General features: G+C 71.1%; 17 protein-coding genes and 1 pseudogene. 9 read left to right on the forward strand and 9 right to left on the reverse strand.

Annotation, left to right across the window (positions count from 1 at the left end):
* Positions 1–120 precede the first annotated feature (120 nt).
* Entirely contained in the window at positions 121–714 is a 594-nt protein-coding gene (locus tag AB0J04_RS12185; protein ID WP_363168272.1) for a TetR family transcriptional regulator, read from the reverse strand.
* Between the two features lie 136 nt (positions 715–850).
* Between AB0J04_RS12185 and AB0J04_RS12190 the strand changes: the two genes are divergently transcribed.
* The 3 genes from AB0J04_RS12190 (at position 851) to AB0J04_RS12200 (ending at position 2,033) form a co-directional block, all read left to right on the forward strand.
* On the forward strand, positions 851–1,435 hold the full coding sequence (locus AB0J04_RS12190; protein WP_363168273.1) for a dihydrofolate reductase family protein: 585 nt from the start codon (positions 851–853) through the stop codon (positions 1,433–1,435).
* An 88-nt stretch (positions 1,436–1,523) separates the two neighbouring features.
* Positions 1,524–1,718, forward strand: a complete 195-nt coding sequence (locus AB0J04_RS12195) for a hypothetical protein (RefSeq protein WP_363168274.1) — start codon at positions 1,524–1,526, stop codon at positions 1,716–1,718.
* Between the two features lie 42 nt (positions 1,719–1,760).
* Positions 1,761–2,033, forward strand: coding sequence for a hypothetical protein (locus AB0J04_RS12200; RefSeq protein WP_363168275.1), 273 nt, complete (start codon positions 1,761–1,763; stop codon positions 2,031–2,033).
* 3 nt (positions 2,034–2,036) lie between these two features.
* Here the strand turns inward: AB0J04_RS12200 and AB0J04_RS12205 are convergent, their stop codons facing one another.
* Genes AB0J04_RS12205 through AB0J04_RS12215 form a run of 3 tightly spaced genes read right to left on the reverse strand, consistent with a single transcriptional unit; the run spans position 2,037 to position 3,710 of the window.
* A complete protein-coding gene (locus tag AB0J04_RS12205) occupies positions 2,037–2,846 on the reverse strand; it encodes a VOC family protein (protein WP_363168276.1) in 810 nt (269 codons plus the stop codon).
* Between the two features lie 34 nt (positions 2,847–2,880).
* Entirely contained in the window at positions 2,881–3,297 is a 417-nt protein-coding gene (locus tag AB0J04_RS12210) for a VOC family protein (protein WP_363168277.1), read from the reverse strand.
* An 11-nt stretch (positions 3,298–3,308) separates the two neighbouring features.
* A complete protein-coding gene (locus AB0J04_RS12215) occupies positions 3,309–3,710 on the reverse strand; it encodes a helix-turn-helix transcriptional regulator (protein WP_363168278.1) in 402 nt (133 codons plus the stop codon).
* A 102-nt stretch (positions 3,711–3,812) separates the two neighbouring features.
* On the opposite strand from AB0J04_RS12215, the pseudogene AB0J04_RS12220 reads away from it, so the two are divergent.
* The 4 genes and pseudogenes from AB0J04_RS12220 to AB0J04_RS12235 all read left to right on the forward strand — a co-directional run.
* Positions 3,813–3,944 (forward strand): annotated as a pseudogene (locus tag AB0J04_RS12220) (inorganic phosphate transporter); the annotation flags it as partial.
* Between the two features lie 175 nt (positions 3,945–4,119).
* Positions 4,120–5,916, forward strand: coding sequence for a histidinol-phosphate transaminase (locus AB0J04_RS12225; protein WP_363168279.1), 1,797 nt, complete (start codon positions 4,120–4,122; stop codon positions 5,914–5,916).
* A complete protein-coding gene (locus AB0J04_RS12230; protein ID WP_363168280.1) occupies positions 5,916–6,719 on the forward strand; it encodes a phosphatidate cytidylyltransferase in 804 nt (267 codons plus the stop codon). Before AB0J04_RS12225 ends, AB0J04_RS12230 begins: the two co-directional genes overlap by 1 nt.
* Before the next feature lie 185 nt (positions 6,720–6,904).
* Complete coding sequence (locus AB0J04_RS12235) at positions 6,905–7,591, forward strand: hypothetical protein (protein ID WP_363168281.1); 687 nt, start codon at positions 6,905–6,907, stop codon at positions 7,589–7,591.
* Positions 7,592–7,780: 189 nt separating this feature from the next.
* Here AB0J04_RS12235 and sodN read toward each other — a convergent pair whose 3' ends face one another.
* On the reverse strand, positions 7,781–8,176 hold the full coding sequence (sodN, locus tag AB0J04_RS12240; RefSeq protein WP_010353595.1) for a superoxide dismutase, Ni: 396 nt from the start codon (positions 8,174–8,176) through the stop codon (positions 7,781–7,783).
* 144 nt (positions 8,177–8,320) lie between these two features.
* Between sodN and sodX the strand changes: the two genes are divergently transcribed.
* Positions 8,321–8,764, forward strand: a complete 444-nt coding sequence (gene sodX / locus AB0J04_RS12245; protein ID WP_363168282.1) for a nickel-type superoxide dismutase maturation protease — start codon at positions 8,321–8,323, stop codon at positions 8,762–8,764.
* Here the strand turns inward: sodX and AB0J04_RS12250 are convergent.
* A complete protein-coding gene (locus AB0J04_RS12250; protein ID WP_363168283.1) occupies positions 8,659–9,297 on the reverse strand; it encodes a CGNR zinc finger domain-containing protein in 639 nt (212 codons plus the stop codon). The genes sodX and AB0J04_RS12250 overlap by 106 nt on opposite strands.
* A gap of 100 nt (positions 9,298–9,397) precedes the next feature.
* On the opposite strand from AB0J04_RS12250, the gene AB0J04_RS12255 reads away from it, so the two are divergent.
* On the forward strand, positions 9,398–10,204 hold the full coding sequence (locus AB0J04_RS12255) for a class I SAM-dependent methyltransferase (RefSeq protein WP_363168284.1): 807 nt from the start codon (positions 9,398–9,400) through the stop codon (positions 10,202–10,204).
* 118 nt (positions 10,205–10,322) lie between these two features.
* On the opposite strand, the gene AB0J04_RS12260 is transcribed toward AB0J04_RS12255, so the two are convergent.
* From AB0J04_RS12260 to AB0J04_RS12270, 3 genes are read right to left on the reverse strand one after another with little or no spacing between them, the layout of a single operon-like run.
* Positions 10,323–11,084 (reverse strand): amino acid ABC transporter ATP-binding protein, encoded by a 762-nt coding sequence (locus AB0J04_RS12260; RefSeq protein ID WP_363168285.1) that lies wholly within the window; start codon positions 11,082–11,084, stop codon positions 10,323–10,325.
* Entirely contained in the window at positions 11,081–12,019 is a 939-nt protein-coding gene (locus AB0J04_RS12265) for an amino acid ABC transporter permease (RefSeq protein ID WP_363168286.1), read from the reverse strand. The genes AB0J04_RS12260 and AB0J04_RS12265 overlap by 4 nt, the downstream gene beginning before the upstream one ends.
* Before the next feature lie 58 nt (positions 12,020–12,077).
* Complete coding sequence (locus AB0J04_RS12270; protein ID WP_363168287.1) at positions 12,078–13,046, reverse strand: ABC transporter substrate-binding protein; 969 nt, start codon at positions 13,044–13,046, stop codon at positions 12,078–12,080.
* Positions 13,047–13,441: the final 395 nt, after the last annotated feature.

Raw genomic sequence — 13,441 nt, forward strand, 5'->3', positions numbered from 1 at the left:
CCAGGGGGCTGTTCTAGGACAGCCCCCTGGCCGGTCCCTTGACGGCCCCGGCGGGTCCCGCGCATCCCCACGGTGGGCGGGGCCCGCCCCCGGCCGCTGTCTTCCGCACCCCCGGCCTGCTCAGTGGGCCTCCGGCACCACCGTCGCCACGATCCGCTCGACCAGGCCCTCCGGGACGGCGACTTCCGGCAGGGCGCCGTCCAGGACGTCGGGCAGGGTCAGGTGTTCCAGGATCAGGCCGAGCATCGCCAGGTACAGCACGACGACCGTCTCGTCGCCGCCGGGCAGGCCCGCCTCGCGGTGGAAGTCCATGCCCTGCTGGAGGTCGCCGCGCACCGACGTGGTGAAGGAGGCGCGCAGTTCGGGGCGTCGGGTCGCTTCGAGGCGCATCTCCAGCAGCGCGAGATATCCCGTCCGGTCGCGGGTCGCGCGGGCCATCAGGTCGTGCATGAACGCCGTGACCAGTGAGCGGTCCCGCGGCAGGGTCAGCAGCCCGCCGAGCACCTCGGGGTCGGGCGCCAGCCGGACATGCAGTCGGGCGTCGATCTGCCGCAGCAGGTCGTCGCGTCCGGTGAAGTAGTTGGAGGCGGTGCCCACCGGCACACCCGCCGCCGCGTCCACCGCGCGGAAGGTCAGCCCCCGCGCCCCCTCGCCGGCGAGCACCTCGACCCCGGCGTCGACCAGGGACGCCCGGCGCTCCGGATTTCCGGCCATGCGGAATCCACTCCCTCACTTGGCTCCGTTTCCCGAAACATCGGGAAACCCGCTTGCAACCACTTCGGCTGTAGTACTACAACTGAAGTACTACAGCCGAAGTGGTTCACGACGCAGCCTACGGAAAGAGCCCTCCTTGCGAAAGCTCACGTACTTCATCGCCTGTTCCCTCGACGGCTTCATCGGGGACGAGACCGGGGACGGCTCCGCGATGATCTCCTTCGTCGACGAAGAGTTCTTCGACTTCCTCAAGACGGAGTATCCGGAGACCCTGCCCACCCACGGCCGCCGCCCGCTGGGCATCGACGACCTGGCCAACCGGCGGTTCGACACGATCATCCAGGGCCGGGCCAGCTACGACCTCGCTCTGAAGGAGGGCGTCACCAGCCCCTACGCCCATCTGCGCCAGTACGTCGCCTCGCGCACCCTCGCCGAGTCGCCCGACCCGGACGTCGAGATCATCGCGGACGATCTGCTCGGCCGGGTCCGCGAACTGAAGGCCGAGGACAGCGGCCTCGACATCTACCTCTGCGGCGGCTCCCGCCTCGCGGGCGAGCTGTTCGACGAGATCGACGAGCTGGTGATCAAGTCCTACCCGATCGTCTACGGCACCGGCATGCCCATGTTCGGCGCCCGATGCGACATGGCCCGCTTCGCCTTCGGCGGCCTGCGCGCCTTCGGCAACGGCGCGGTGGTGCGGACGTACGCCAGGGAGCGCTGAGGGGCAGCCGACGGGCAGCCGAGAGGCAGCCGAGGGGTGTCGGCGCACAGCGGGGGCGTTCGCGCCCGGCCCGGCCTACTCTGAGGACATGGACAGGGAACAACGCGTCTGTCCCACCTGTGGGCAGCCCGTGCAGTCCGTCGTCCAGCGCTACAAGACGCTGGGCGCGTGGGTCCCGCGCTGGGTGTCGGGGCCGTGCCACAACCCGAAGTGCGACGCGCATGTGGGGCCGGACGCCGAGCCCGAGCAGGAGCCCGACGCGCACACCGCCCCGACCTCCTGACATTCGACCCCGGACGGCCGCCCGCGCGGCTACCGTGGCGCCATGGGGAGCAGTCGGCGTCGGATGTGGCGGTGGGCCGTCGGGGCGTGGCTGGCGGCCGTGGTCGTCGCGGGCGGTCTGACGCTGTGGCTGCAGGACTCCGCCGCACCCCCGGCGCGGCAGCCGTACGGCGGGTCCGTGCCCGACGAGTCCGCGGCGCCGCTGTTGCACACGGCCACCGGCGGCGACACGGACGACAACCCGTGCCCGAGCCCGGGCGGGCAGGGGCCGTCGACCGACGACCGGGTCATCTGCGTATACGCGACGGGCCCGTAGCGGTCACGAAGCCTGCCGCGGCAGTCCGCCGGTCTTCGCGTCGCGCCCGGTCAGGCAGTACAGGCCGCCGGCCGGGTCGCGCATCACCGTCCAGTGCGGACGGCGGGCGACGAGCTCCGCGCCGAGCCGCTCGTGCCGGACCCGCACGGCGTCGACGTCCGGTCCGCAGGCCAGGTCGAGATGGGCGGCGGCCGCACCGCCGTCCTCGGGCCGTTCCTCGTCGAGCCGCTGGAGCAGGATGCGGACCGGAAGGCCGGCCGGCGGTTCGACCACATGGAACTCGGGCAGGGAACCCGGCCGGGCCGACCAGTCGGGCAGCAGGCCGCTCCAGAAGGCGACTTCGGCGTCGTACGCCGACGGCGGGACGTCGAGGCACACCTGATCCAGGCGGCTGCCGGCCACCACGGGCGGCCGCACCGACTCCCCGTGCCACGGCACCACGCAGAACGCCGGCCCGGCGGGGGAGCGCAGCACCGCCCACCCCTCGTGGGCGGCGGCCGTCTCCGCCCCCAGCCTCCGGGCCTCCTCGACGAACGCGGGCACGTCCTCGACGGCGAAGTCGAGATGCGCGCCGCCGTCGCCGCCCGCGACCCCCTGGACCTTCACACAGGCGTCGGCGCCCGCCGCCAGCAGGGTGACGAACTCCCCGTCCTCGCCCCGGAGGTCGGAGAGCGAGGTGTCCGTGACGGCGGTCCAGAACGCGCAGGCCCGCTCGAAGCGCGCGGCGGGCCGGTCGACGAAGGCGTACGTCCAGCGCACGGGGGTGCGGACGGAGGTGCGGGCGGGAGTGCGGGCGGGGGTGTGGGCGGTCATGGCGCGATCGTAGGCGGCCGGACGGCGTCGCTCGTCACGCGTCCTTGCGTTCCATGAACCGCAGCAGGTTTCCGGCCGGATCCCGGAACGCGCAGTCGCGCACCCCGTACGGCTGGTCGGTCGGCTCCTGGAGCACCTCGACGCCGGCCTCCCGCACGCGCGCGTGCAGCGCGTCGCAGTCGGCGGTGGAGAAGATGACCCCGCGCAGCATGCCCTTGGCGAGCAGCCGGGCCAGCGCGTCCTTGTCGGCGGGGGAGGCGTCGGGGTCGGCGCCCGGGGGTTCCAGCACGATGCTGACGTCCGGCTGGAGCGGCGAGCCGAGGGTCACCCACCGCATCCCCTCGAAGCCGACGTCGCCTCGGACCTCGAGCCCGAGGACGTCGCGGTAGAAGTACAGCGCCTTGTCGTGGTCGTCGACGGCGATGAAGCACTGGTGCAGTCTCAGGTCCATGGTGTCCAGCCTTAGGGGCGTCGAGGGAGCTTCGGGCGGGTGAACTTCCGGGCCACGCACGGCGGGATCACCGCGCTCGGCTCGTGCGACCGCGCCCGGTACGCACTCGGGGTCTCGCCGACGAGCTCGGTGAAACGGGAGCTGAACGAGCCGAGCGAGGTGCAGCCGACCGCGAGGCAGACCTCCGTCACGGTCAGGTCGCCGCGTCGCAGCAGGGCCTTGGCACGCTCCACCCGGCGGGTCATCAGGTAGCCGTAGGGCGTCTCGCCGTAGGCCTCGCGGAAGCTGCGCTGGAAGTGTCCCGAGGACATCAGCGCCGTGCGCGCGAGCGCGGCGATGTCGAGCGGTTCGGCGTACTCACGATCCATGCGGTCCCGCGCCTGCCGCAGCCTCACCAGGTCCTCCCGTTCCATCACGCCAGGATTGCACGATCCTCACCCCACGGGCGCGGGGACCTGGAACAGCCTTTGCCTCCGGTTCGCCTCCCGTACGCAAGCGCTTGTTCCCATGAGGCGATGGACCACATCACGTTCCTCGTGGCGGTCGCCATCGTCACGGCCCTGGCCTTCGACTTCACCAACGGATTTCATGACACGGCGAACGCGATGGCCACCTCCATCGCCACCGGCGCCGACCCCACGACCGCCTGAACGCCCGCGCGTCGGAGGGCACTTGGGCTCTGGGCCCGGCTGCCCCAGTACCGGCTGGCCCGCCTGAGTACGCGTACTCAGGCGGGCTGCGTCGCTCGGCCCTGGCTCGCCCGGTCCGTGCTCCCGACGATGGAGTGCTTTCCGTACCGAGACAGTTGCTCGAGAGGTGCTCATGGGCCGTGACCTGCAGTTGCGCGTTGCCACTCCGGAGGATTCGGAGTGGATCCATGAACTACGCCACCGGGTGTACGCGGCCGAGCTGGGCCAGCATCCGCCGGATCCGGCCGGGCGCCTTCGCGACGGGCTGGACGACGGCGGCAACGTCTACCTGGTCGCGGCGCGAGGAACGGTCCCCATCGGCTTCGTCAGCCTGACTCCGCCCTGGTCGGGGCGGTACGCGCTGGACAAGTACCTGACCCGTGACGAACTGCCGCTGCTGACCGACGACGATCCCTTCGAGGTGCGCATCCTCACCGTCGAGCCGCGCTGGCGGGCCACCGCGGCGGCGCCCCTGCTGATGTACGCGGCGCTGCGCTGGATCGCCGCCCGGGGCGGTCGCCGGGTGGTGGCGATGGGACGTGCCGAGTTGCTCGGCATGTACCGGGCCGTCGGCCTGCGCCCGGTCGGCCGCACGGTCCACAGCGGTGCGGTGACGTTCGAGGTGCTGACCGGCGAAGTCATCGAGCTGACGAGGCTCACGAGGGAACGGTACGGGGCCGCGCTGGAGCGGCTGAGGTCCACGGTGGACTGGCGGCTGGACATGGCGTTCGCACCCCGGCCGGACGGCTGTGAACACGGCGGCGCCTCGTTCACCGCCATCGGCACGGACTTCCGCACCCTGCACCGGCGTTCCGGCATCGTCGCCGCCGACGTGCTGGACGCCTGGTTCCCGCCGGCCCCCGGAGTACGGGCGGCGCTCGCGGAGGACCCGGCCTGGGCCGCCCGGACCTCGCCGCCGTCCGGCGCCGAGGGACTGCTGGCGGAGATCGCCGCCGTCCGGGCCCTGCCGCCGGAGACCCTCGCCGTCGGCGCCGGTTCGTCCGACCTGATCTTCCGGGCCTTCGGTCAGTGGCTGACCCCGCAGAGCCGGGTGCTGCTGACCGACCCGTGCTACGGCGAGTACGCCCATGTCACCGAGCGGGTGATCGGCTGCCGGGTGGACCGGTTCCGGCTGCGTCGCGAGGACGGCTGGCGGATCGACCCCGACCGGCTGGCCGACGTCGTCGGATCCGGCCGCTACGACCTCGTCGTGGTGGTCAACCCGAACAACCCGACCGGACGTCACGCACCGGCCGCGGAGCTGCGCCGGGCGATCGTCGCCGCGCCGGCCGGCACCCGCTGGTGGATCGACGAGGCGTACCTGGGCTACGTCGGCCCGGCCGAGTCGCTCGCCGGGCTCGCCGCGACGGACCCTCGGGTGGTCGTCTGCACCTCGCTGTCCAAGATGTACGCGCTGTCCGGCATGCGGGCCGCGTACCTGGTGGCCGAGCCGGACACGGCGGCAGAGCTACGCCGACGGACACCGCCCTGGCCGGTCAGCCTCCCGGCCCAGCTGGCCGCGGTGGCTGCCCTGCGCGACCCGGCGTACTACAGCGACCGTTGGCGTCGCACACATGAGCTGCGCCGTCAACTGGCCACCGCCCTGGCCGGGTTGGACGAGGACCTGGCGGTCGAGGAGTCGGTGGCGAACTTCCTCGCGGTGACCCTGCCGTCGGACGGGCCGAGCGCCGCGCGACTGGTGGCCGAGTGCCGTCGGCACGACGTGTACCTGCGCGACCTGTCGCCGTTGTCGCCCCGGTACGAAGGGCGCACCCTGCGGATCGCGGTCAGGGACACCGCCGAGAACGCGCGCATCGTGGCTGCGTGCGGAGCGGCGCTGGGGGCGCTGGGCGGGCTGCGGACGGGGCAGGCGTCGCGCGCCGAGACGCCTGCCGTCGCAGCCGTCGCCGCCGCCGTCGGATCCGTTTGATGGTCACTGTGGCCTCGCTGGCGCCCTACCTCGGTGGGGCGTTGGTGGTCGGCGGCGTCGCGGTCGCGGTGTCCCGGCGTCGTGAGCTGATGATCCGGTGGTGCGCGTGGGCGGTCGGAGTGCCGCTGGTCACCGGTGCGTTCTGGTGGGGTCGGCCCGGCGCCGCGGCTGTCGCCGTCGCCGTCGGGGTGATCTCGGTGCTGGAGTTCGGCGGGCTGATGCGGCTGGGCCGGGCGGACCGGGTGGTGCTGGCCGCGGCCGTGGCAGCCGTGGTGCTGACGGTCTGGCTGGCGCCCGGACAGGTGTTCCGGGCGGCCGGGATCGGGGCGCTCGCGGTGGCCGCGGTGCCACTGCTGGCCGGGGACGCCGACCACGGCCTGCGCCGCCTGGGCGCCGGTCTCCTCGGGCTGGCCTGGCTGAGCGTGTCGGCCGCGCTGGTACCGCTCGGGGCGAGTGCGCTGGCGTTGTTCGTGGCGGTCTCGATCGCCGACATCGCGGCGTACTTCGCCGGTCGACGGCTCGGCGGGCCGCGACTGTCGCCGCTGTCACCGGCCAAGCGGTGGAGCGGGACGCTGGCCGGGGCCGCGGCGGGCCTGGCGACACTCGCCGTGCTGTCCGCGCTGAGCTGGCCGACGGCGGTCGCGGTGGCGGTCGGCGGCCCGGCCGGGGACCTGCTCGAATCCATGGTCAAAAGGGGTGCGCAGGCCAAGGACGCCGGGCGCTGGCTGCCCGGCTCCGGCGGCCTGCTGGACAGGATCGACTCACTGCTCGTCGCCCTGGCCGTGGTGCTGGTCCTGAGCTGAGCCGACTGCCTGAAACTCCCGTACGGGGATGAGTGGTTGTACTCATCCCCGTTCGAGGCCCCTGGCCCACCGTAGAGACCACGAACAGGACCGACCCGAACGCGGCCCAGAACTCGGCCCAGAACTCGGCCCCGAACTCGGACCCGAACGCGGCCCCGGACCGACCCGAACTCGAAGGAACCCAGATGCCGAACGCCTCCCGCCCGCGCCGCCTGCCGCGTCGGCTCTTCGCGCTTGCCACCGACAACCGGCTCGCTCGGGGTTACCTGGCGGTCTTCGCCGCCTCCGTCCTGGTCATGTTCCTCTTCCCGGACAGCGGCCTCGCCCAGAGCTCCATGATGCTCACGGCGCCGCTCTCCTTCCTGGGCGTGGTCCTGCCCTTCGGCCCCGGCACCCAGGGCGGCGGGGTGGTCGAGGCGTCGACCATCGTCCTCTGGGCGCTCTGGGTGGGCCTGTGCGCCCTCGTGAACGCCGCCGCGCTCGGCGCCCTCGCCGCGGCGAGGCCGACGACCGCCGCAGCGCCCGCCCCGCGCACCGGCCGGCGACGGACCCGGGACCTGCTGGCGCCCGCGGTGGACAACTGGCTCGCGCGCGGCTACCTCGCCGTGGTCGCGGCGGCGCTGGGCTTCTTCCTGGTCGCTGTCCACGCGCTGCCGGACCCGGGGTTCGCCGGCATCTGGCCGCTGATGTCCACGGCGCCGTTCAGCATCCTCGCCCTCCTGGTGGCGGTCCCCACGGAGGACTCCACGCTCGCCTGGCTGAACCCGCTGACCTTCTCCGCCGGCGTGGCCCTGTGCGGCCTGTTCAACGCGGTGCTGCTCGGCCGCCTCGCCCGCCGACTGCGGGTGCGGGAGGCACGTCCGGCGGCGTGAGCGAGACGCCGGACCGGCGGCCGGGGGCGGTGTCGCCGATCCGGCCAACGCCTGAGACGTGCTTCGACGTGCCTCGGCCCTGGGCGCACAAGACCGCACCCGGACCCTCTGGACGCCGGGATCGGCGGCCTGTGGGGCCGGGTGCGGTCTTGTGGAGCTGCGGAGCAGGTGGAGCAGGTGATCGAAGGATCAGGCCTTCTTGGTCTCCCAGAAGATCCGGTCGATCTCGGCGATGAGCTCCAGGGCCTTCTCGCCGGTCTTCGGGTCCGTCGAGGCCTTGGCGGCCGACAGGGCCTTCAGGGTGTCGTTGACCAGAACGTGGAGCTCCGGGTACTTCTCGAAGTGCGGGGGCTTGAAGTAGTCGCTCCACAGGACCGACACGTGGTGCTTGGCGAGCTCGGCGCGCTGCTCCTTGATGACAACGGCGCGAGCCTGGAAGTGCGGGTCGTCGTTCGCGGCCATCTTCTCCTGCACGGCCTTCACCGACTCCGCCTCGATGCGGGCCTGGGCCGGGTCGTACACACCGCAGGGCAGGTCGCAGTGTGCGCTGACCTTGACCTTGGGGGCAAACAGGCGGGAAAGCATGGAGCATTCCTTCCTCGTGATCGTCTTCTCAGGTGGGACATTACTCCCTGAGGGACGGCTTTTCGCGGGTGCCCCCATGGGCTTAGGACAAAAGTCCGGGGTCAGACTGAGACTGGTGGAGGAACGACCGGGGAGGTGCCGGCGATGCCGGAGCTGTCGCAGGAGACCGAGCGCGCGAGGGCGGCCGCGCTCTTCGGACTGGCCGAGGTGACCGGCCCGTCCATGGTGCCGACGCTCTACCACGGCGATCAGCTGGTGGTGCAGTACGGCGCGCGGGTGCGGCCGGGGGACGTCGTCGTGCTGCTGCATCCGTTCCAGCAGGACCTGCTGGTCGTCAAGCGGGCTGTGGAGCGGCGGGACGGCGGGTGGTGGGTGCGCGGGGACAACGCGTACGCCGGCGGCGACAGCACCGACTACGGGGTCGTGCCCGACGAGCTGATCCTGGGCAGGGTGCGGCTGCGCTACCGTCCGCGGAAGCCGACTCAGCGCTCGCCGTTGGCGCTGGTGCGCTGGGCGCTGTCGGCGGCCAGGCCGGTGCCGAGGGTTCGGTCCGTCCGGTCCGCCTCCAGGCGTTTGCGGGCGCGGTAGGCGGCCACGTTGGCGCGGGTCGCGCAGCGGTCGGAGCAGTAGCGCCGGGAGCGGTTCGTGGACGTGTCCAGGTAGGCGTTGCGGCAGGGGGGCGCCTCGCACAGGCCCAGGCGGTCCACGCCGTACTCGGTGAGGTGGAACGCCAGGCCCATGGCCGCGATCGCCGCGTAGCCCGCCGTCGCGTTCGACGGGTGGTCGGCCAGGTGCATGTGCCACAGCGGGCGGCCGTCGTCGTCGCGGAAGTCGTGGCCGGAGATCTGCGGGCTCACCGGGAACTCCAGGAGGAGGGAGTTCAGCAGGTCGACGGCGAGGGTCTCGTCGCCGTCGTCGGCCGCCTCGAACACCGCGCGCAGGCGGGCCCGGACCGAGCGGAACCGGGTGACGTCCGCGTCGGTGGCCCGGCGGCCCGCGGACCGGTTGATGCCGAACAGGGCGCGCACGGCCTCGACCGAGGTCAGCGCGTCCTTGCCCCGGGCCGGTTCCTCGCTGTTCACGAGGCGCACGGCGTAGTCCGAGTAATAGGCCAATTCCACTTGTAGTCCTTACGGAGGCGCTCTAATGTCGGGGTGCGGGCGGGGTAACGGCCGTTCGTAGTTCCAGGGTATTACGGGACATACGCGGTGGAGGATTGCGATGACGGACGCGCGGACGATCACGACCGGTACGACGGGTGCGACCGCTACGACGGCTGCGACCGGTACCGACTGGGCTGCCTGGCAGCGGAGCTGGGACCGCCAGCAGGAGTGGTACATGCCGGACCGCGAGGAACGCTTCCGGGTCATGATCGACATGGTCGAGGCGGTCGTCGGGGCGGAGCCGCGGGTGCTCGACCTCGCCTGCGGGACCGGGACCGTCACCGCCCGGCTGCTCGCCCGCCTCCCCGGCGCCACCAGCACCGGGGTCGATCTCGATCCGGCGCTCCTGGCCATCGCCGAGGGGACTTTCGAGGGCGACGACCGGGTCACCTTCGTGACCGCCGACCTCAAGGACCCGGAGTGGGCGACGGCGCTGCCGTACGACTCGTACGACGCCGTCCTGACCGCCACGGCCCTGCACTGGCTGCACAGCGAACCCCTCGCTGCCCTCTACGGATCGGTCGCGGAACTCGTCCGCGACGGGGGTGTCTTCATGAACGCGGACCACATGATCGACGAGACGACGCCCAGGATCAACGCGGCGGAGCGGGCGCTGCGGCACGCCCGCATGGAACAGTCCAAGGCCGGCGGGGCGCTCGACTGGGCGCAGTGGTGGCGGCTGGCGGGCGAGGATCCCGTCCTCGCCGGGCCCACCGCCCGCCGGTTCGAGATCTACGGCGAGCACGCGGACGGGGACACGCCCTCCGGGACGTGGCATGTGCGGCAGCTGCTGGAGAGCGGTTTCGGCGAGGCTCGCGCGGTGTGGGCATCGCCGTCGGACGCGTTGGTGCTGGCGTTGAAGTGAGAGCGCGGAGGACGGGGCGCGGAGAACGGGGCGCGGAGGACGGGGCGCCGAGCGCGGGGCGCGGAGGACGGAGGGGCGGTACGGGAACCCCGTACCGCCCCTCCGTCCTCTTGTGTCGCTACAGCACCTTCGACAGGAACGCCTGCGTCCGCTCGTGCCGCGGGTTGGTCAGGACCTCGCGCGGGTTGCCGGATTCGACGACCACGCCGCCGTCCATGAAGACCAGGCTGTCGCCGACCTCGCGGGCGAAGCCCATTTCGTGGGTGACGACGACCATCGTCATGCCGGACTCGGCGAGGTCGCGCATGACGTCGAGGACGTCGCCGACCAGCTCCGGGTCGAGGGCCGAGGTCGGCTCGTCGAACAGCATCAGCTTCGGGTCCATGGCCAGCGCCCGGGCGATGGCCACGCGCTGCTGCTGGCCGCCGGAGAGCTGCGAGGGGTAGCTCCCGGCCTTGTCGGCGAGGCCGACGCGGTCCAGGAGCTCGTTCGCGCGCTCCCGCGCCCGGGCCTTGCTGACGCCCTTGACCTGGACCGGGGCCTCGATGACGTTGTCCAGCGCCGTCATGTGCGGGAACAGGTTGAACCGCTGGAACACCATGCCGATGTCCCGGCGCTTCAGCGCGACCTCGCTGTCCTTGAGCTCGTACAGCTTGTCGCCCTTCTGGCGGTAGCCGACCAGCTCCCCGTCGACGTACAGGCGACCGGCGTTGATCTTCTCCAGGTGGTTGATGCACCGCAGGAAGGTCGACTTGCCGGAGCCGGACGGGCCGATGAGGCAGAACACCTCACCGTTCTTGACCTCCAGGTCGATGCCCTTGAGGACCTCGACCGCGCCGAAGGACTTGTGGACGCCCTCGGCCTTCACCATCGCGGTCATGCCGTGACCCCCTTCGGGCGGCGCGCGGGCAGGACGGCGGCCCTGAGGCGCTGGAGCGGGGTCGGCGGCAGGCTGCGGCTGGAGCCGCGGGCGTAGTACCGCTCGACGTAGTACTGGCCGACGCTCAGGATCGAGGTCATGATCAGGTACCAGGCGGCGGCGAGGAAGTACATCTCCACCGTGGAGCCCGCGTTCTGACCGATGTCCTGCGCCTCCTTGAACAGATCGGCGAACTGCACGGCCGAGACGAGCGAGGTCGTCTTCAGCATGTTGATGACCTCGTTGCCCGTCGGCGGCACGATCACCCGCATCGCCTGCGGGATGACGATCCGGCGGAGCGTCTTGATGTGACTCATGCCCAGGGCGTGCGACGCCTCGGTCTGTCCCTCGTCCACCGACAGCAGACCGGCACGGCAGATTTCGGCCATGTAGGCGGCCTCGTTGAGGCCGAGGCCGAGCAGCGCCGTCAGCAACGGCGTCATGAAGGACGACCAGTAGTCCTTGTAGATCGGGCCCAGGTTGATGTACTCGAAGACCAGGCCCAGGTTGAACCAGACGAAGAGCTGGACCAGGACCGGGGTGCCGCGGAAGAACCAGATGTAGAACCACGAGATCGACGAGGTCACGGGGTTCGTCGACAGCCGCATCACGGCGAGCAGGATGCCGCCGGCGATGCCGATCACCATGGACAGCACGGTGAGCAGCAGGGTGTTCCAGACACCGTGCAGAATGCGGTCGTCGAAGAAGTATTCGGGGATCGCGTCCCAGTTGATGTTGCCTTGCGCGAAGGCGTAGACGACCGATCCCAGCAGTGCGAGCGCGACGACGGCCGAGACGTACCGCCCCGGGTGCCGGACCGGGATGGCCTTGATGGCCTCCGGCCCGGCGGAGGGTGTCGCGTCGGGGCCGTCCGTCTTGTTGACGTCAGCAGTCACGGGTGGAGCCTTTCAGAGCCGATCAGGGGCGATCAGAGCCGAGTCGAACGGTGCCGGTTCAGGAACCGCCGTTGATCTTGGCCTCGGTGATCGCGCCGTCCGCGACACCCCACTTCTCGATGATCTTCTTGTACTCGCCGTCGGCGATGATCGCCTGGACGGCCGCCAGCAGGGCGTCCCGCAGCTGGGTGTTGTCCTTGGCGACGGCGATGCCGTACGGCCCGGCCTCGACCTGGTCGCCGACGATCTCGAAGTACTTGCCGCCGCCGCTCGTCTTCACCGAGTAGGCGGCGACGGGGAAGTCGGCGGAGACGACGTCCGCGCCCTTGGAGCGCATCCGGGTCTCGGCCTCCGGGTTGGTGGCGAAGTCCTCGATCTTGAGGGTCGCCTTGCCGGCGTCCGTGCACTTCTTCGCCTGGTCCTTGGCGAGGTCGTGGGAGAAGGTGTTGCGCTGCACCGCCATGGTCTTGCCGCACAGGTCGTCCCAGGTCTTGATGCCCTGGGTGTCGCCCGCGTTGGTGTACAGGGAGACACCGGCGGTGAAGTAGTCGACGAAGTCGACGCCCGCGCCGACCTTCTTGCCCGTGTCCGCGTCGATGCCGTCCTGGCGGTCCTTGGTGTCGGTCATGGCCGACATCGCGATGTCGTAGCGCTTGGACGCGAGACCGCCGATGAGGGTGTCGAACGTGGCGTTCTCGAACTCGAACTTCACGCCGAGCTGCTTGCCCATGGCTTCCGCGACGTCCGGGTCGATACCGACCGTCTTGCCGGAGCTGTCCTTGAACTCGACCGGCGCGTAGGCGATGTCCGAACCGACCTTGATGACGCCCTTGTCCCGGATCGGCTGCGGCAGCTTGGCGGCCAGCGGGGCCGAACTCGTCGAGGCGCTGCCGCTGCTCTCCGACTCGTTGTCCTTGGTCTGGTCGCCGCACGCGGTGAGCAGCAGGGCGCCGGCGACCGCGAGAGATCCGACCGCTGCCAGGCGGGTGCGCGCGGCGGTCGTGCGTCGGGTGATGCTGGCGGTCATGGTGGGTTCCTCCGGCGGATGGATGGAGATGCCGATGGTTCGACAATGCCGATGGGTCGACGAGAACACACACCTTTGGGTGTCGCGACCTCGTGTGATTACGGCATCTTGCCATTCGGACTACGTCCTTCAGGGGTCCACCCATGTCAAAATCGGATAACGGGCGACCCCCGAACCCCATCAGTCCGGTACATCACGACCGGATTGAGCCGGACCATCTGCGGGAATCTCCCGTTCCGGCCGGAAGATCTTCGGTTCATCTTGTGATGTGATCGTTTGGCGTGCGCTTCATACCTTGACTTGACTCCATGTGAGTCCATGTCAAGCGGTTTCAGGCCCCTTGGCGAGTCTTCGCGCATGACGCATGTCACTCCCGGTGACCACTGTCGAAGGTC

The organism is Streptomyces sp. NPDC050263 (assembly GCF_040655955.1).
Lineage (GTDB): Bacteria > Actinomycetota > Actinomycetes > Streptomycetales > Streptomycetaceae > Streptomyces.